This is a genomic window from Paenibacillus sp. NPDC056933, assembly GCF_042674385.1.
Classification (GTDB): domain Bacteria; phylum Bacillota; class Bacilli; order Paenibacillales; family Paenibacillaceae; genus Paenibacillus.
This window is the reverse complement of sequence record NZ_JBHUQN010000001.1, coordinates 2,517,653-2,535,629: the sequence shown is the minus strand read 5'-3', so window position 1 is coordinate 2,535,629 and position 17,977 is coordinate 2,517,653. Positions and strand designations below refer to the sequence as shown.

16 protein-coding genes are annotated in these 17,977 nt (G+C 43.5%); 8 read left to right on the top strand and 8 right to left on the bottom strand.

Annotation, left to right across the window (positions count from 1 at the left end):
• Positions 1-104: 104 nt before the first annotated feature.
• The 3 genes from ACFTRD_RS11310 to ACFTRD_RS11300 are packed head-to-tail and all read right to left on the bottom strand — an operon-like array spanning position 105 to position 2,357.
• Positions 105-758: a response regulator gene (locus ACFTRD_RS11310; RefSeq protein ID WP_379379791.1), complete on the bottom strand. Its 654-nt coding sequence runs from the start codon at positions 756-758 to the stop codon at positions 105-107.
• Entirely contained in the window at positions 755-1,600 is an 846-nt protein-coding gene (locus ACFTRD_RS11305) for a sensor histidine kinase (RefSeq protein ID WP_379379789.1), read from the bottom strand. Before ACFTRD_RS11305 ends, ACFTRD_RS11310 begins: the two co-directional genes overlap by 4 nt.
• A gap of 28 nt (positions 1,601-1,628) precedes the next feature.
• Positions 1,629-2,357, bottom strand: a complete 729-nt coding sequence (locus ACFTRD_RS11300) for a response regulator transcription factor (protein WP_379379787.1) — start codon at positions 2,355-2,357, stop codon at positions 1,629-1,631.
• A 368-nt stretch (positions 2,358-2,725) separates the two neighbouring features.
• Here ACFTRD_RS11300 and nrdI point away from each other — a divergent pair, with 368 nt between their 5' ends.
• Genes nrdI through nrdF form a run of 3 tightly spaced genes read left to right on the top strand, consistent with a single transcriptional unit; the run spans position 2,726 to position 6,162 of the window.
• The gene (gene nrdI / locus ACFTRD_RS11295) at positions 2,726-3,085 is read left to right on the top strand and encodes a class Ib ribonucleoside-diphosphate reductase assembly flavoprotein NrdI (protein ID WP_379379785.1); all 360 of its coding nucleotides are present in this window, start codon (positions 2,726-2,728) and stop codon (positions 3,083-3,085) included.
• On the top strand, positions 3,072-5,156 hold the full coding sequence (gene nrdE, locus ACFTRD_RS11290) for a class 1b ribonucleoside-diphosphate reductase subunit alpha (RefSeq protein ID WP_379379783.1): 2,085 nt from the start codon (positions 3,072-3,074) through the stop codon (positions 5,154-5,156). Before nrdI ends, nrdE begins: the two co-directional genes overlap by 14 nt.
• A gap of 43 nt (positions 5,157-5,199) precedes the next feature.
• Positions 5,200-6,162: a class 1b ribonucleoside-diphosphate reductase subunit beta gene (gene nrdF, locus ACFTRD_RS11285; protein WP_379379781.1), complete on the top strand. Its 963-nt coding sequence runs from the start codon at positions 5,200-5,202 to the stop codon at positions 6,160-6,162.
• Positions 6,163-6,244: 82 nt separating this feature from the next.
• Here nrdF and ACFTRD_RS11280 read toward each other — a convergent pair whose 3' ends face one another.
• A complete protein-coding gene (locus ACFTRD_RS11280; RefSeq protein ID WP_379379779.1) occupies positions 6,245-7,651 on the bottom strand; it encodes a phospholipase D-like domain-containing protein in 1,407 nt (468 codons plus the stop codon).
• 331 nt (positions 7,652-7,982) lie between these two features.
• Between ACFTRD_RS11280 and ACFTRD_RS11275 the strand changes: the two genes are divergently transcribed.
• Positions 7,983-8,867, top strand: coding sequence for an aminoglycoside phosphotransferase family protein (locus ACFTRD_RS11275; RefSeq protein WP_379379777.1), 885 nt, complete (start codon positions 7,983-7,985; stop codon positions 8,865-8,867).
• Positions 8,868-8,996: 129 nt separating this feature from the next.
• On the opposite strand, the gene helD is transcribed toward ACFTRD_RS11275, so the two are convergent.
• Positions 8,997-11,423 (bottom strand): RNA polymerase recycling motor HelD, encoded by a 2,427-nt coding sequence (gene helD, locus ACFTRD_RS11270; protein ID WP_379381312.1) that lies wholly within the window; start codon positions 11,421-11,423, stop codon positions 8,997-8,999.
• Between the two features lie 394 nt (positions 11,424-11,817).
• Here helD and ACFTRD_RS11265 point away from each other — a divergent pair, with 394 nt between their 5' ends.
• Positions 11,818-12,663: an AraC family transcriptional regulator gene (locus tag ACFTRD_RS11265; protein ID WP_379379775.1), complete on the top strand. Its 846-nt coding sequence runs from the start codon at positions 11,818-11,820 to the stop codon at positions 12,661-12,663.
• A 114-nt stretch (positions 12,664-12,777) separates the two neighbouring features.
• Here the strand turns inward: ACFTRD_RS11265 and ACFTRD_RS11260 are convergent, their stop codons facing one another.
• Positions 12,778-14,109 (bottom strand): sensor histidine kinase, encoded by a 1,332-nt coding sequence (locus ACFTRD_RS11260; RefSeq protein ID WP_379379773.1) that lies wholly within the window; start codon positions 14,107-14,109, stop codon positions 12,778-12,780.
• 1 nt (position 14,110) lies between these two features.
• The gene (locus tag ACFTRD_RS11255; protein ID WP_379379771.1) at positions 14,111-14,794 is read right to left on the bottom strand and encodes a response regulator transcription factor; all 684 of its coding nucleotides are present in this window, start codon (positions 14,792-14,794) and stop codon (positions 14,111-14,113) included.
• A gap of 199 nt (positions 14,795-14,993) precedes the next feature.
• Between ACFTRD_RS11255 and ACFTRD_RS11250 the strand changes: the two genes are divergently transcribed.
• The 3 genes from ACFTRD_RS11250 to ACFTRD_RS11240 are packed head-to-tail and all read left to right on the top strand — an operon-like array spanning position 14,994 to position 16,943.
• Entirely contained in the window at positions 14,994-15,209 is a 216-nt protein-coding gene (locus ACFTRD_RS11250) for an SHOCT domain-containing protein (protein ID WP_379379769.1), read from the top strand.
• 19 nt (positions 15,210-15,228) lie between these two features.
• Entirely contained in the window at positions 15,229-16,263 is a 1,035-nt protein-coding gene (locus ACFTRD_RS11245) for a DJ-1/PfpI family protein (protein ID WP_379379767.1), read from the top strand.
• Positions 16,264-16,313: 50 nt separating this feature from the next.
• On the top strand, positions 16,314-16,943 hold the full coding sequence (locus tag ACFTRD_RS11240) for a DUF2306 domain-containing protein (protein WP_379379765.1): 630 nt from the start codon (positions 16,314-16,316) through the stop codon (positions 16,941-16,943).
• A 25-nt stretch (positions 16,944-16,968) separates the two neighbouring features.
• On the opposite strand, the gene ACFTRD_RS11235 is transcribed toward ACFTRD_RS11240, so the two are convergent.
• Positions 16,969-17,961: an aldo/keto reductase gene (locus ACFTRD_RS11235; RefSeq protein ID WP_379379763.1), complete on the bottom strand. Its 993-nt coding sequence runs from the start codon at positions 17,959-17,961 to the stop codon at positions 16,969-16,971.
• Between the last annotated feature and the right edge of the window lie 16 nt (positions 17,962-17,977).

The window sequence follows — 17,977 nt, the reverse complement described above, 5'->3', positions numbered from 1 at the left end:
ACTGGAATTTTTGTGTCCAATTTGTGAGGTCATTGTAGTTAAAAGCAAAAAAATTGATATCCCACTACACAGAAAGAACACCAAGAATATAGTAAAAAAGCTTATTACAGACGTTTGTGGTCTGTAATAAGCCCTTGCTCCAGTGCATAACGTGTCAGTTGAACGCGATTTTGAACCTGCAGTTTCTGCAAAATATTTTTCAAATGATTCTTGACGGTATATTCTGAGATCGTATAATTCACAGCGATTTCTTTGTTGGTCCATCCAGCAGCTACACCATAGAGAATATCCTTTTCTCTTGTGGTTAATGGGACATCAGGCTCTTTTTTCTCCGTTAGTGAGACGTCCTTCAGAATTTGGTACGCAACCTCACGGCTCAAAGGAGCTTCTTCTGTAACGATGGAATGAAGATATTCCAGCCACATGGACGGTTCAAGGTTTTTGAGAAGATAGCCCTGAGCTCCCCGCTTCAACGCCTCCAAAAGGTGGAGTACATCATCCGAGACGGTAATCATGACAATCTTCACATAAGGAAAGGCCAATTTGATCCGTTGTGTTGCTTCAAGACCGTTCATAATCGGCATCTGAATGTCCATGAGGATCAGATCGGGAAGCCACTGTTCTGTATAATTAATCGCCTGTTGACCGTCCGATACGACGCCAATCACTTCGAAGCCGGAATCCATGGATAAAATTTCACATATGGCTTCCCTCGCATGAGCGTGATCGTCTACAACAAGAACACGAGTATGGCTCATTTCATCTCACCATCCTTTGAAAATTCGATAACAGTAAACTGCTGTTCCCTTCGAAATTGCATGGTAAAGTTCAGTTCACTCATCCGCTCTCTCATGATTTTTAAACCATATCGATCCTTTCGTTCAAAAGGGTTCATCTCAAACCCTTTTCCATTATCTCGAATCATGATATTCCAGCACTTCTTGTGCCCGTTTCCCTGAATCCATGCTTGGGAAGCAGATGCGTGTTTTTGAATATTAAAAAGAGCTTCGCGAATACAAGCGAGCAGTTCTACCTTCTCTTTGTCAGTAAATGTATCATCCGGGATGCTCCAATCCAGTTCGATTCGGACGGGGATATCTTTGGTAATTTTTCGAATTTGACCAAGCAGTGTGACCGATTCGTTCATAGTCAAGGCTTGATCAACGTTAGGATCATAACGCAAATCTGCAATGGCCTGACGCACATAACGATTGACTTCATGAACCGTTTTTTTGATCGAATATACATCGTCCAGCTGTTGACCCTGCTTGGCTTGCTCCTCCAGACGTCCGACTTTCACCGATAATAAAAAAAGAGATTGGGCGATTCCATCATGGAGTTCCTTGGCCATCTTTTCCCGAGATTCAAATGCAGCTTTGGCTTCACGCTCATACTCCAGCTCTTTTTGAATACGTTCCAACATGAAAAACAGCCGTGTTAACAACGTTATACTTACAACATATACAATGACAGGCGTAAGCCAGTTCCCCAAATCCATCGATATGTAGGGTAGTAGAAACTGGTGTCGTACATATTCCCAAAGTCCAACGGTCAAGGTGGGAATGAGCAGAATCATCCATTTGATTTGTTTGTAAGACATATTCGCCTCCTGCACTTTAAGATAAGAATCAGTGTGGCAAACGAAGAATATAACCGAAACCCCACAGGGTTTGAATCAGATCTTCCCGATTCGGCATATGCTTGGATAGTTTGTCACGCAGCCGTTTCACATGGGTATCTACAGTTCGATAATCCAGATCTTCATCATGCTCAACTTTCCAAACAATTTTCAGCAATTCCTGCCTGGAGAAAGCTATTTCCGAGTGTGTCGCAAGATGATAAAGCAAATCAAACTCTTTGGGTGTCATATGAATTTCCAAATCTTCTATTGTGACCCTTCGGGACGCTGGATTAATTAAAATGGAGGAAATCAGCACCTCGCTCGCTGAATGATCTTTTGGTGAAGGCTCGACCAATCCGTTATAACGAGCCATCATGGTTTTGATACGGAGCACAACTTCCCTCGGACTAAATGGTTTCATGACAAAGTCATCTGCCCCTGCTTTGAAAGCTTCAAGCCGGTTCCCTTCTTCTGACTTGGCTGTCAGAAACATGACGGGTATGCTTAAGTTTGTTCGAAGATAATGGCATATTTCAATCCCCTTGATATCAGGGAGAATCCAATCCAAGATAATCATGGCATACGAATCATGATGAAGCTTACTTAAGGCTTGCCAGCCCAGCGAAGCCTCCTCAACGATAAATTGCTCTTTCTCCAAATACATTCGAAGAAGTCTTCGGACCCGTTCATCATCGTCTACAATCAATATTCTATTTTGCGGCAGGGTCCCTTTCATGTCTTACCTCCAAATCTTCGTGATATGTAATCAGCATACCTTCAACATACACAAAAGGCATGACTCCATAGAGCCATGCCTTTAATAATCCAACTCTGAATTGTAGACAATGTATGAACGATTATGCTCAGGCTTATTTCTTGCCACCCACAATTCTCTCATGCACCAATTATCATGTCTTAGAATATGGATATCTACTAAGCCCCCACTTTTATAAACCTCGCAATATAGCCCTTTCATCGGGTTTTTCACAGAATTGTACCCAATGAGTATTTGACAAACCTATATATTGATATAAAATTAAGAAAAAGATCTATATATAGTATTTGTCGTCGATTACCTTTCATTTGTCAAGGAGGTTAATGATAGTGCTAATTGTGTATGATTCAATCACTGGGAATGTAAAGAGGTTTATTTCCAAGCTTCAACTGCCGGCAGTTCAGATTCAAAATCAAATGACGATTGATGAACCATACGTACTTGTGACATATACAACAGGTTTTGGGCAGATACCGGATAAGGTGTCTTCTTTTTTGCAAAAAAACTCTGAATACCTGATTGGCGTGGCCGCCAGCGGTAACCGTAACTGGGGTGAACGTTTTGCCAAAAGTGCAGATTTAATCTCTGATTTCTATAACGTCCCTGTTATCAGTAAATTTGAATTATCAGGTTCGAAAAGAGATGTAGAGCATTTTGAACAGGAGGTGAGCCGCATTGCGTCATATTGAATTAAATAACATGCTGCTAAAGCGCGACTCTGATGGCTTCTTCCAGTTACATAAGGATAAAGAGGCTGTAGAGGAGTTTATGAACGAAATCCAGGATAAAAGCATGGCGTTTGCCAGCATTGATGATCAAGTCAAATTTATGATCGATCATGATTATTACGAGGATTTCTACGCTTCTTATACAACCGACGAAGTTAGAACAGTATTTGAAATTACACGCGGCTATCAGTATAACTTCCCTTCTTACATGGCAGCGTCCAAGTTCTATACTGACTATGCGTTGAAAACATATGATCGAAAAACATATCTTGAGCAATATGCGGATCGAGTGGCAGCTGTAGCTCTTCATCTGGGTCAAGGACAGTTTGAAACGGCTTGTTTGCTGTCTCGTTCGATGATGGAGCAGCGTCTTCAACCCGCAACCCCTACATTTCTGAATGCAGGAAAAAGTCGGCGTGGTGAGCTGGTCTCTTGCTTCCTGCTTGAAATGGATGATTCACTGAACTCCATAAACTATGTACTGAACACTTGTATGCAGTTATCCAAAATTGGCGGTGGAGTTGCTGTCAATCTGTCAAAGCTGCGTGCTCGTGGTGAAGTCATCAAAGGTGTTGAAGGTGCTGCGAAAGGAATTACGCCTGTTCTCAAACTATTGGAAGATGGCTTCTCCTACGCCGATCAGATGGGACAACGCAAAGGTTCTGGAGCAGCTTACTATAATATTTTTGGTTGGGACGTCATGGAACTGCTCGATAGCAAAAAGATTAATGCGGACGAGAAAATCCGCTTAAAAACACTCTCTATTGGACTTATTATCCCCAATCGTTTTTACAAGCTGGCTCAGGATAATGAGTCTCTATATCTCTTTGCTCCATATAGTGTCTATAAGGCGTATGGAACCCATCTGGATGATATGGATCTCGACGTAATGTATGATACCTTGCTGGCTGACGATCGTGTGAAGAAAAAAAAATCGTTAGGTGCGCGGGACATGTTGACCAAAATAGCCATGATTCAACTCGAATCCGGCTATCCGTACATCATTAATAAAACAAATGCCAATCAAGCACATGCCTTGAAAAACGTAGGACAAGTCAAAATGTCGAACCTGTGCACAGAGATCTTCCAACTCCAGGAGACTTCTGAAATTACAGACTATGGTCAACCGGATATTATCCGCAGAGATATCAGCTGCAACCTGGCCTCTCTCAATATTGTTAATGTTATGGAGAGCGGCAAAATCAAGGAATCTGTTCATGAGGGAATGATCGCACTGACCTCCGTCAGCGACATGACGCATGTGGCCAATGCTCCAGGTGTGGCCAAAGCCAATGCCGAAATGCATTCCGTTGGCTTGGGTGCCATGAATCTGCACGGTTATTTAGCCAAAAACAGGATTGCTTATGAAAGCTTGGAAGCCAAGGATTTTGTACGGACCTTCTTTATGACCATGAATTATCATTCGTTGGAGAAAAGCATGGAGTTTGCAGAGAAAACGGGTCAACGGTTCCATGGGTTTGAGAAGTCTGATTATGCGACTGGCGTATATTTTGATCGTTATCTGACCAATGATTATCGTCCCAACACCTCAAGAGTACAGGAATTGTTCCAAGGAATTGAACTTCCATCTCCCGATGATTGGAGTCTGCTGAAGTCCAAAGTGATGGAGAAAGGCCTTTATCACGCCTATCGGATGGCTATTGCTCCAACGGCAAGCATCTCCTATATTCAGAACGCGACATCCAGTGTGATGCCGATAGTAGAACAAATTGAAACACGAACTTATGCGAATTCAACCACCTATTATCCAATGCCCTATTTGCAAAAGGATAACGTCTTCTATTACAAATCAGCGTATCAGATGGATCAATTCAAGGTGATTGATTTGATTGCGGAGATTCAGCCGCATGTGGACCAAGGAATCTCAACGATTCTTCATGTAAACAGTGATGTATCCACGCGAGACTTGGCTCGATGCTACCTGTATGCTGCTCATAAAGGGTTGAAATCCCTGTATTATACAAGAACCAACAAGCTGACGATGGAAGAATGCATCGCTTGTTCCATATAAACAAATGGCCCTAATTGGGCATTATGATTGGAGTTGGATATACATGCCGGCAATTCAAGCTGTGAACTGGAATCGTGCAGATGATGACTTCACACTGATGTTCTGGAATCAGAACATTATGCAATTTTGGACCGATGACGAGATACCTTTATCCGATGATAAAATGACCTGGGTAACGCTTCGTGATATAGAAAAAGAAGCATATATGAAAGTGCTTGGTGGGTTAACCCTTCTGGATACCATTCAGGGCGGTGTGGGTATGCCCCAGATTATGGAGCATGTTGATGGATTACAGCGCAAAGCCGTACTTAGCTTCATGGCGATGATGGAACAAATTCATGCCAAATCGTATAGCAGTATTTTTACCACGTTGGCATCAACCGAAGAGATTGACAGTGTATTTAAATGGGTGGAAGAAAATCCATATCTGCAAACCAAAGCGACGATTATACGTCAGTACTACACGAGCATTGAAACGGCAAAAGATCTGTATATGGCCATGGCTGCTTCCGTACTCTTGGAGAGTTATTTGTTTTACAGCGGATTCTTCTATCCCCTCTATTTGGCTGGACAAGGCAAGCTGACTTGCAGTGGTGAGATCATTGATCTGATTCTGCGGGATGAAAGTATTCACGGTGTATATGTGGGTGTGTTGGCACAGGAAATATACACAAGCTTTGATGAAATGGAGCGAAACCAAATGTACCAGAGTTTGGTTGATCTGATCCAGGTTCTTCATCAAAATGAGTTGCACTACACGGAGGAATTATATTCCCCTATTCATTTAACCGAGGAAGTGGAAGCCTTCCTTCGCTATAATGCAAACAAAGCGATGATGAACCTCGGCTTTGAGCCGTTATTTGAAGATGAGGAAGTGAACCCGATTGTGTTAAACGGGATTAGTACTCACACCAAACAGCATGACTTTTTCTCCAAGAAAGGCAACGGTTATATCCGTGCTTTGAATGTAGTACCACTGACGGATGAAGACTTCAATTTTGAGTAGTTAAATGGCTAAGATGATACGATTCGGTTTTGTTTGGGTGTATCCTGTCATGCTAATGATTGGGATAGCCCTTTTTTAATCTCTACAAAAAAGCTTTCCAAAGAAATGACAATTTCGATAAAGCTGTAATGGCCATTCGTTTGAAGGAAGAGCCCTTCTGATTTGTGGATTTTTTAGAGTGATCATCTGTAGTAAAGTGAGTACTATTTGCACGTTTGTTATCCATCGCCTCAGTTAATTGGCTCGCGAATGCAGGACTGGAAATGACCACGGCAGACTCTGTATTCAGAAAGGTGGATCTGGCATCCACATTAAACGAACCAACCATGCTGAGGTAATCATCAATGACAAATGATTTGCCATGAATGGAGTTAGGACCTTCATATTCGTAAATGGAAAGACCGGTATCAAGCAGCTGTTTCTTAGAACTTAAGTACCCGGCGAAAGCCAAGGGGTTCGGTGTTTGATTGATTGAGTTCGTTAGCATGAGATATTCTACATTTACATTTTGATTGATCGACACGTTTACTGCTTTACGCATTTTTTGGGTAGGAATCGCATATGGCATCTGCAGATAAACTTTCGATTGTGCTTGATTTGCGAATCGAACAAAAACATTCCACATCATAGGTTCTTTATAAAACCTTGTGATTGGATTATGAATGAACATAACGTGGTCGGATTGTAGGGACGCCTGAGCCCATTTTTTCGGCAATACTTCAACAAAAGGATCGTTCTGAGCCTGAGCTTCTTTATATAACTGAGCCAATTGAGCCTGCTCTTTTAACCCTTTTGCATGATGCTGGCGTTTTGCATGTTTTTCTGGTTTGGTGAATGGATGGTTCCATAACCGATCTATATATTTTTTCATTTCAACAACCGTGCTGTTCGTGTCATGGTATGGATTGTAAACAAGAACGTCCCGATCGAATACATGATCTTTTGGGGGCTGCAAAGCCATGTATTTATCGCCAATATTCCGGCCGCCGATAATGCCAAATGTGTTGTCGACAAGGAGGATCTTGTCATGCAGACGGTTATGCCATGTCCATGGTTTAAGCAGATGAAGTGGCTCATAATACCTTAGTTCAATATTAGGATGGGCTGCAATGGCATCTGGAATATCACGCAATTCTCCGCGCAAATTGTGAAAAATCCCGTCTAAAATGATTCGAATATGAACGCCTCGATCAGCTGCATCGAATAAAGCAGCAAAAACGAGTTGAGAAGTTTTCCCTTTTTGGATGGAGTAATACGTCAGGTCGATGCTTGTTGTAGCCTCTCGAATGGTCTGAATTCTCACCTGACCGGAGCGAAATCCGTCCTCCAAGAGCATCACGCGATCTGTTGTATTTCCTTCTGTTAACGTTTTTTCAATATCTGTATTCTCAATTTTAGATGGAGATGGAACCAAAAATAAAAGGTAAGCTGTGAAAAAAACGTAGACACTATACAAGAGAATGATTGCGAGTATGGTTTTAAGGATCATTTAGTACGCCCCCATTTTAGTATTCAATTGAATCTGCCCGCTTATTTGGTCAAATTATGTAGAAAAAGAAACAATACTTGCATTACAGTACTATCTCCTTTCGTATATAAAATATGCTATTTAAACTAAGCTAAAGTTAATCGATATACAGAACTGTTCATCATTGCTATCAACGTATTGTTCTCATTTCTTTCTTATTTTTGCGCAGTTTCCACCGCTATTTATGGAATGATCTCAGGCGTATGCCAAGCCTTGATGAAATGAAGATGAATGGTTAAGATTTATGTATGGTTTAGATCCCCACCAACTTTCAATAGAAAGAGGCGAAGGAATGATTGAAATAACCCCTGAACTGGTCCGTCAATTAGTGGATAGCCAATTTCCCGAGTGGAAAGATTTAGCAATAACACCTGTAGAAAAAAGTGGCCACGATAACCGCACTTATAGACTGGGATGCGAAATGACGATTCGTCTACCGAGCCATGAAAGTTACGCCTCGGCGGTGGAGAAAGAACTGACGTGGCTCCCTGTTTTCAAACCTCTTCTCTCCCTCCCGATCCCGGTTCCTGTAGCAAAAGGCACAGCGACGGACCTGTATCCCCTTCCTTGGTCGATTAACCGTTGGATTGAAGGCGAGACCGTCACACATGCCAACGTACCGAATCTAAACGCATTTGCCGAAGACCTCGCGAGTTTTCTGAAAGAATTAGAAGCGATTGATGCAAGACACGGTATTCCGGCAGGAATACAAAACTTTCATCGTGGAGGAAACTTAGCGGTTTACGATCAAGATACTAGGTCCGTCATTGAGAGCTTATCCGGTTCAAAGCAATACGATCAAAAACTCCTCACTGAAATATGGGAAACAGCCCTTGCGACGAGATATCAATCAACACCGCTTTGGCTTCATGGTGACGTTGCCGTGGGCAATCTGCTCGTGCAAGATGGACGTTTGTCCGGTGTCATTGATTTCGGAACTATGGGTGTCGGTGATCCTTCAAGCGACCTGGTGATGGCATGGAACTTTTTTGACGACGCAAGCCGCGAAATATTTCTGAGCTGCATGAATGTTGACCCAGATATGGTTAATCGTGCACGTGGCTGGGCTCTGTGGAAAGCACTCATCACTTATGCATGGAATGAACACAGCTCGGAAGCTTCAAATTGGGGCAAACATGTGATTGATGTCATTATCGAAGAGTACAAATCGCTATAAATGACGGACCTCCTCTTCTCCTCACGACCTCTCATTTAAGATAAATCCATTATGCATCCTAATATAATTCACAAAAAAAAGCCTTGGCTGATTAATGGCCAAGGCTATCTGTATACATGCGAAACGAAGTTAATCAAGGGCTGTGAAAGACGATAATTCATACAAATTCGCAGATAATGATTCCACGAATGGAGACCAATTACCAGTCGTATACAGATGAAGCCGGTGCATCGCCCGTGTACACGCGGTATAAAGAAGTTTGCGTTCATTGTCGCGACTGTAAGCTTCAGGTGAAGCATCATACACCAAGACTGCATCGAACTCGACACCCTTGGCGAGATAGACCGGAATAACCATCACTCCTTTTTCAAAATTCGCCGTCTCCTTAGTAATGAGCTGCAGAGTTTCGTTCCCTTGAATTCGTAATGATTCAAGAGCCTTGCGGCTCTCGGCTGCGGTCTTCGTAATGATGGCGATGGATTCGAGACCCTCGGCCTTGAGTGCAGTAATGTCTGCCCAAATTTGCGAATCACGGTTCTCCCTGCTGTCCAACTTAGTCAGAAGGGGTTTGGGGCCTTCCCTATCAAAAGGTACAATGTCTTCCCCGTCTGGAAGCATCGATTTTGTAAATTCAACAATCTCTCTAGTCGAACGATAGCTGCGTAAAAGGCAGAACAGACTTGTCTCAGCTTCGCCAAAAAGGCGGACCAGCGGCGAATTCTCCCCGGCCAAGCTTGTTGACTGCATGAAGATTGCTTGCCCGAAATCACCGAGCACCGTCATTTGGGCACGAGGAAACAGTTTTTTCAGGTATTCATATTGAAACGAGGAATAATCTTGGCCCTCATCAACAAAAACATACCGAATTTCCGTGTTCGTCCGGACACCCTCAATCAATTCTTTTACATATAAATACGGAGTCGCATCTTCGTGAAATAACTCGTTTCGATCTAACATTTCCTTGGTCTGCCTGCAGATCTGTGGCCATAGGGTGGGAACGAAAGCTCCAGTCGTTTTCTCCTGATAAGTAGCCTCATCCACAAACAATTGGCTATATATGCCTTTGATATCTACAAAAGAGAATTTCTTCACACTTTTCTTTAGTGGTTTAAAGTATTCTTTGACGATCCTTCGGCGGAGCAGCTCTTCCTCTCTCTGAGTGAAATCAAAGTCGCCTTCATCTCCACGACGCTTGTTATTATTTTTGAGAACTGCTGCATATCGTTCCGCAACGTCGAATACTTCTTTCTCCGTATGCAGCATCCCGAAAGCCTCCACATACTGCTCCGTATCGAGATAGTTCAACTCCTCCTGTACCCAAGGCGCTTCCCATTCCAATCGCTCCAGCGATGAGAGTTCATTCAATAGCCACTCCTGCAAGAGAACAACACGATTGATTAGCGGCAGAGCATTGTCATACTCGTAAAATTTGGTTTTCATCCGCTCTGCTGTAATGAATTCGCGCTCCTGTATCCGAATACCATTGAATCGCATGCCTTCCCGTCCCAACCATATTCCATAGTTCTGCAGGGCCTGCAAGAAAACCTCGGAAGTTTTATACTCGATCCCCTGAAGACGAGCCTCATACCCTGGTGTACCTTGTGCAGTCAGGACAAATTCAATCTGATCAAAGGCGTCCTCCGGCCGTAACGAGGAATCCAGCCAATAGTCGAGATATTCTTGAAACGTTGTCTGCTGCATGTTCTCTTCACCGAGCTCTGGAAGGACAGTAGAGATATAGCTGGCAAACATCGGATTGGGTGAAAAAAGAACGATTTGATCCGCCTTGATGGTCTGACGGTGTTTGTACAGCAAGTATGCTACCCGCTGCAAAGCTGCGGAGGTTTTACCACTGCCGGCAGCCCCCTGCACGATAAGCATTCGGCTTTTATCATTGCGGATGATGGCGTTTTGTTCCTTCTGAATCGTTGCCACGATACTCTTCATTTGCGAGTTTGCACCATTGCCTAGCACCTGCTGCAGCAAATTGTCTCCGATCGTTTCACTTGCATCAAACATGTTGACAATATTTCCATTTTGAATCTGAAACTGCCGTTTAAGCTCCATCGTGCCTTCGATTTGTCCGGCTGGGGTGCCATACGAAGCCGGTCCGGGGGAGGAATCGTAGTACAGGCTTGCTATTGGTGTACGCCAGTCATAGATCAGAAAGCTCAATCCGTCCTGATCGACGAAGGAAGATACACCAATATAGATTTGCTCGTCGAGATTCAGTCCCTTCTCCTTGAAATCAATACGTCCGAAATAAGGTGACGGGAGCAGACGTTTCAAGTTTTTCCATTGCTGCGTCAACCGCTTGTGGCCGCGCTCCCTTTCGGCCAATACTGCGGACTGTTGATTAATTGTATAGAACGACTCTTCGAAATCTTCGTTGGTACTTGTGTTCATCGTAACTTCTTCCCAGAACCGCTTACGGATATCCGTAGCCTGATCATGCAGTCCAGCAACCTCCGGCTCCAGTTCAGAGATTCTCACCTGCAATTTGTTTCTGACCATTTCCAACCGTTCCTGTTCCTGTTGCCAATCCTTTGTTTCCATCATTCCTGAACCCACTCCTTTTTCCATTTTTTGAGCTAAAAAAGAGCATTGACAAATCCAAGTTCCAGATGTAAACTAAGAATAGGAGTAATGATGAATACATATCCGGATTTTATTTCTCAATGACGCTATCGATTATATCACAGCGTTTTTTCGCGTTCAATTTATTTTTTATCAAAGCTGGATTATGGACGATTTAAATCAATTACTGCGGAATTGAGCTATCAGAAGATGGCCCTTGAATCATCGGGGTCATCTTTTTTTATGCCCATGGCGCTATACTAGCGAATAACTGGCCCTCCTCTACTATCCTAACCGGACAAATCACAGCACATAATGACAGGCTTTTGGATATGTATTCGTTTACTATAGAACTCAAGGAGCGATTAACGATATGAACTGGATCGAGTCATTACAGATAGCTATTCATTATATGGAAGACCATTTACTTGAAAATATGACGATCGAGCAGATTTCCGCTCAAGCATATATTTCCCCCTTCCATTTTCAACGTACTTTTTCCTTGTTAACTGATGTTACAGTAGCCGAATATATAAGACGGAGACGATTAACATTGGCAGCAAATGAACTTTTGCAGAGTGATCACAAAATTATCGATCTGGCTCACAAGTATGGTTTTGACACTCCTGAATCTTTTTCGAAAGCGTTTCGTAGACAACACGGGATTGCACCTACTGAAGCACGCAAGAATAGTACCTCTATCACATCGTATAATCGATTGGTCATTCAATTGAGTCTAAAAGGAGCAGAACCGATGAATTACAAAATTGTTGAACAAGCCGAGTTCACGTTAGTTGGAATCAAACAAGCTTTCTCTTATGTAGATGGGGAAAATTTACGAGGAATTGCGAAGATGTGGCAAGAAGCGTATACGAGTGGTACAGAAGATCGTTTATTTAAACTGAACAATGGTGCAATTCATGGATTACTTGGAGTATGTGTGGATCAGAACGAGATTCAGGAGAAGCAAATGGAATACTGGATTGCAACGGCTTATGATGGTGAGGTGCCAGAAGGATTATTATCATTCAAGATTCGTGCTTCCAAGTGGAGTGTATTCGAAGTGCAAGGTCCGATGCCGGAGAGTATGCAGAGTCTGTGGAAACAGATTATTTCCGAATGGTTCCCTTCTAATCCTTATGAGCATGCTGGTATACCTGAGCTGGAAGTATATCCGGGGCCCAATCAACCACCCCAAATCTGGATACCGATTAAATAATGCGGTAGCTTTTGATAAGTTGGTCTTATTTCCCCTACACTACCCTCAATTGTTCCACCAGGCCAAGTTGAGTACCTTAACCTGCTGCACCTGGTGGTCTGTTTTTCATATGGATCAATTCAGATCAGTTGCTGGTAACCAGCCAGCAAGCAAGGCCCCGCCTTCAGAATGATTTCTTACGGCAAGTTCGCCTCCGTGTTGCTTCATGATTCGTTGTGAGATCGTTAAACCCAATCCACTGCCCCCAGTTGTACGACTTCGAGATGCTTCCCCCCGATATAAGGGTTCAAACACACGCTCCAGTTCTTCAGATGAGAACCCAGGTCCAGTGTCACGTATCGTAAACTTGATCTTATCGCCTTCTTTGTAGCATTGGACCGTAACTTCCCCACCTGAAGGTGTGTATCTTACGGCATTTTCCAACATATTGTTCATGGCACGCTCCAATAAATGCGAATCGCCGCTAATGAAACACTCATCTGCAGAGTCGTTTAAGATCGAGATATGTTTTTGCCCAGCCTGCGGACTCAAACTGTCCATCGACTTTCGGAAAATCTGTGTTAGATTTAGCGTTTTGTTGTTAAGTTCACTTTCCAAATACTCCATTTTTGTAAACGTAAAAAGGTCTTCTACCAATCGGTCCAGTTGAGCAGATTTCTCTTTGCAGACGGTTATATATCGGGTTACTTGTTCTGGTGATTGTGCAATACCTTGCTCCAATCCATCCAAATACCCTCGCAAAGCGAACAAAGGCGTACGTAAATCATGCGCGACTGCTGCGATAACAAATCTGCGTTCTTCCTCCAGCTCCACTTGTTTCCGATGGGATTGTTCCAGCCCTTCTACCATCGCCTCGAATCCGTCGCGAACTTCAGCGATTTCCGCGATTCTGGACTTAGGCAACTGCACATCCAAGTGTCCTGTCGCAATTTGTCTAGCTGCTCTGCTCATTTTCTCAAGGGGTTTGAGAAGGAATCTTCTCATCTCTACACCAACAACAAAGAAAGCAAGCAGCAGTCCAACAAATGCGGAAATCAGTTGTCCCCCATTGGACTTAGGCAGATATAGAACAACCCTACCAATTAATTGTCCATCTTCAATGACAGAGAACTGTTCAGTCGACGATATCCGACTGTGACGCTTCGGGCTGGAACGATAAATTTCCGAATTCGATGAAGACTCGATGACCACATCCATCTTTGCTTGTCGCAATTGGGTTTGTAATTTGTTTTGCCAGCTTGGATCCGTCCATTGATCCGTGTTAACTTCAATCATGTGGATCATCTCGGTCAGATGTGTTTGCAACGTTTCATTTTGCTGGTGGCTATTCGAAATGCTAAACGTCTGATTGTCCATAAAGTGAGCCGTAACAAAAAAGATCCACGGCAACGTAAGTAAGAAGAATAAACAAAGCATAGTAAATGTACGAATGCGCAGTTTTCTCATGTTATCCTCCTTCGAAGCGGTACCCTACTCCCCATACGTTGATCAGGAATTGATGGTTGGGATCGAACTCAATTTTCTCCCGAAGGCGGCTAAGGTGGACTCGAATGGTGTGCCTGTCTCCCACCCCATCCCAAAATTTCGCGAGTAATTGTTCATAGGAGAACACATGTCTCGGGTGTTCAGCAAAATATCGGAGTAACTCATATTCCTTAGGTGTAAGCTCAACATTTTTACCTTCCACAACAACTTCTCTTGCAGACAAATTTAACTGGAGGCGACCATAATCCAGCACCTTCTCCTCTATGGTCTGCCGGGAAGCGGAACGTCGTAAAACGGCTTTTACTCTGGCAACGATTTCCCCAGGCGAAGCCGTTTTGACGATATAATCATCTCCGCCGAGCGTCAGACCTCGAATCTTATCCACATCATCACTGCGCGCACTCAAGAAAAGGATGGGAACATTATTTTCAGCTCGGATTCGACGACATAGCTCAAATCCATTTGGTCCCGGCATCATGATGTCCAGAACAATGCAATCTATGGAATGTTGCTGGAGTATGCCCCACGCTTGTTCCGTATCACAAGCAGTCATGACGTGAAAGTTGTCATTCTCCAGAAAATCCCTTAATAACTCAACGATACTTTGGTCATCGTCAACGACGAGTATCGTATTCAACATACTCATACTTATCCCACCTCTACCATCTAGTTTATCATTTTTTCTTTTCGAACCAAGACGAGGTTATATTTTGTGATGATTTGTTTATAGTTTTGTGACCTTTTTACGACTTTGTTTGAGATATTCGTTTGTTATGATTTTACCTGTGAGTATGGACGACCTACATTCTAATTCGTCCAACGCAGCAGAAAAAGGAGGTTATCGTATGGAGCATAGTGGATTCTCATTTTTTTACTTTGGATCTTTGTTTTGTCTCACGCTGTTTTGCTTCGTGACGCTTCGTATATACATGATTCGTCATAATAACAATGATCGCAGCAGGGAAGATTGTGACATCCCTTTGATTTTGAAAAGTCGAATGGCTAAAGGCGAAATTGACGAAGACGAATATCACAGGCTGAAAGATCTTTTGACCAAATAAAGATAAGGGGGTTGGATGAATGATAACTGTACAAATCGTGTTATTTGATGGCTTCGATCTACTGGATGCCATTGCGCCTTATGAAGTATTTTGCTCCGCTTCCATGCATATCGACAACGCGTTAACGGTAGAACTGGTTACGGCTGAAGGACCAAGATCTGTGACTAGCGGTATAAATGGATTGAAAATTGAGGCGAACGGGACACTGGACCCGGCACGTCCGGGTATCATACTTGTGCCTGGCGCAGCCGGTGAGGTTGAAGGCGATGGTCCAAACTCGATTCCAGCTATTCTGGGCAGGGCCATGAATACGGAATTAACAACAATGATCAGGGCAGCTCTCGAACACAAAAACGTTGTAGTGGCTACGGTCTGCGGCGGTTCCCTTTTGTTAGCCATGGGAGGACTCCTGGAAGGCAGAGCTGCGGTAACGCATCGTTTGGGTATGGAACTACTTGGTGCAACCGGGGCAATTCCAGTCCCTGCACGTGTAGTGGATGATGGGAATCTGGTTACCGGCGGCGGTGTGACCTCGGGGCTCGATGTCGCGCTGTATCTGGTGGAACGTGAACTGGGACCACGCATCGCCCACGCAGTAGAGCAGTTGTTCGAGTACGAACGAAGAGGAACGGTTTGGAGGGAGGATGGAATTGAGCCAGGCACTCCCCATGTGTTGACGGACAATGAATCGAACATTGTAAAAAACCAATCGGTGGTGACCTCTGCCCCAATACATAACCAAAATACAGAGGCTTCCCTCTTCGCCGGAAATTGGGATGCGACAATCGCTACACCTGTCGGTAAGCTGGAGGTCAAGCTCTGCATAACGACAAGTAACAATGTGATCGAAGGTACAGCAACACAAGGCGATGAAACGATTGCGTTTCTGAACCCTGTGTTTTACAACAACAAACTGACTTGGTCTTTGGCGATCACCAAACCTATGCGTTTGAATTTGAAATTTGAAGTTGGCGCAGACGGAGATCAGATGAGTGGAATCGCTAAGGCCGGCCTCCTTCCTGCATCCAAATTAACAGGAAAACGAATAAACTAGCCCGCTTATCTAGGAGTAACAAAAAGTAGTCTCGGAGGTTGTGGAATGATATGAAGAAACGGACAACATCATATGGATGGTTGGCTTGTGTCAGCATTTTATTTATCCTGTATGCTTTGATAAAGAACTATTGGATTGACCCGGAAGCTTCGGGATTTTTAAGCCAAAAGACGGGTTTGAAGCGTGAGCTTAATCTTCCAATCTGGCTGAATGTTATGTACGTTCATGTTGCATTTGCATGTTTGGCCATGGCGTCCGGATTGATTAACTTCTCTAACCGAATCTTTGAAAAGAGCCGCAAGTTCCACCGCATAAACGGTTATGTATACATCGTATCCGTCCTGCTTGTTGTACTGACATCCGGATATATGGCCCCTTACGCCACTGGCGGAAAGATAAGCAGTATGGGCTTCAATGCGCTAAATATCCTATGGCTGTTTATTACAATTACGGCTCTTATACAGATTAAAAAGAAACACATGATCCAACACCGGAACTGGATGATCCGAAGTTATGCCTTCTGTTTTACGAACATGTTCATTCATCTCATGACTACCCTTCTTCATCAGAGTTTCGGATTGGCTTATACTACGAGCTACACGATTGGTATTTATGGATCTATTGTATTATTACTCTTTATTTCAGAACTAATTATCAGAATGAAGCGAACCCCCGAATAATTATTCGGGGGCTTGAGATGTACGATTATTTAAAACCAATGTTTGATCCATATAAAGGGTGTGGTACATACGGCTCTTCCAAAGACGCAATTTCGTCAGAAGTTAACGTAATGGAAAGTGCATCTACGGCATTTTGGAGATGAGATATTTTCGTTGCACCGATAATAGGGGCTGTAACCGGATCTTTCTGCAGCAACCAGGCAAGTGCGATTTGAACCCGAGGTACGCCGTGCTTTTCTGCGATTTCTGCAACCCGCTCTACTACCAATCGATCGGTACTGGCTGTTGCATCGTATTTTGCCTTTTGAACTTGATCGGTTTCTGAACGATAAGTGGTTTCATCCCAATCTCGTGTCAAACGACCAGACGCAAGCGGGCTAAATGGAATTACACCAATTTTTTCTTCCAGGCATAGGGGGAGCATCTCCCTTTCTTCCTCACGATAGATCAGGTTATAGTGATTCTGCATGGATACAAATCGGGTCCATCCATTTTTCTCAGCCACATATAAAGCCTTTTGGAATTGCCATGCAGACATGGCAGAAGCACCGATATATCTTGCTTTCCCAGCCTTCACTATATCATGTAGTGCTTCCATGGTCTCTTCAATGGGGGTTTGTTGATCCCAGCGATGAATTTGGTATAGATCCACATAGTCGGTACCTAATCGCTTGAGGCTCTTATCTATTTCGCTCATAATGGCTTTACGAGAAAGTCCGGAGCCATTGGGACCTTCATGCATACGGGAAAACACTTTTGTCGCAAGGACAATTTCATCGCGATTGGCATAGTCTTTAAGAGCCCGGCCGAGAATTTCCTCGCTAGTCCCGCCTGCATATACATTAGCCGTATCAAAGAAATTGATACCAAGCTCCAGAGCCTTTTGAATCACCGGGCGGCTATTCTCTTCATCAAGTACCCATTGGTGAAATCCACGACCTGCTTCACCAAAGCCCATACAGCCAAGGCACAGCCGAGATACATCTAATCCTGTATTTCCAAGTTTCACATATTCCATTTGATCGATTCCTCTC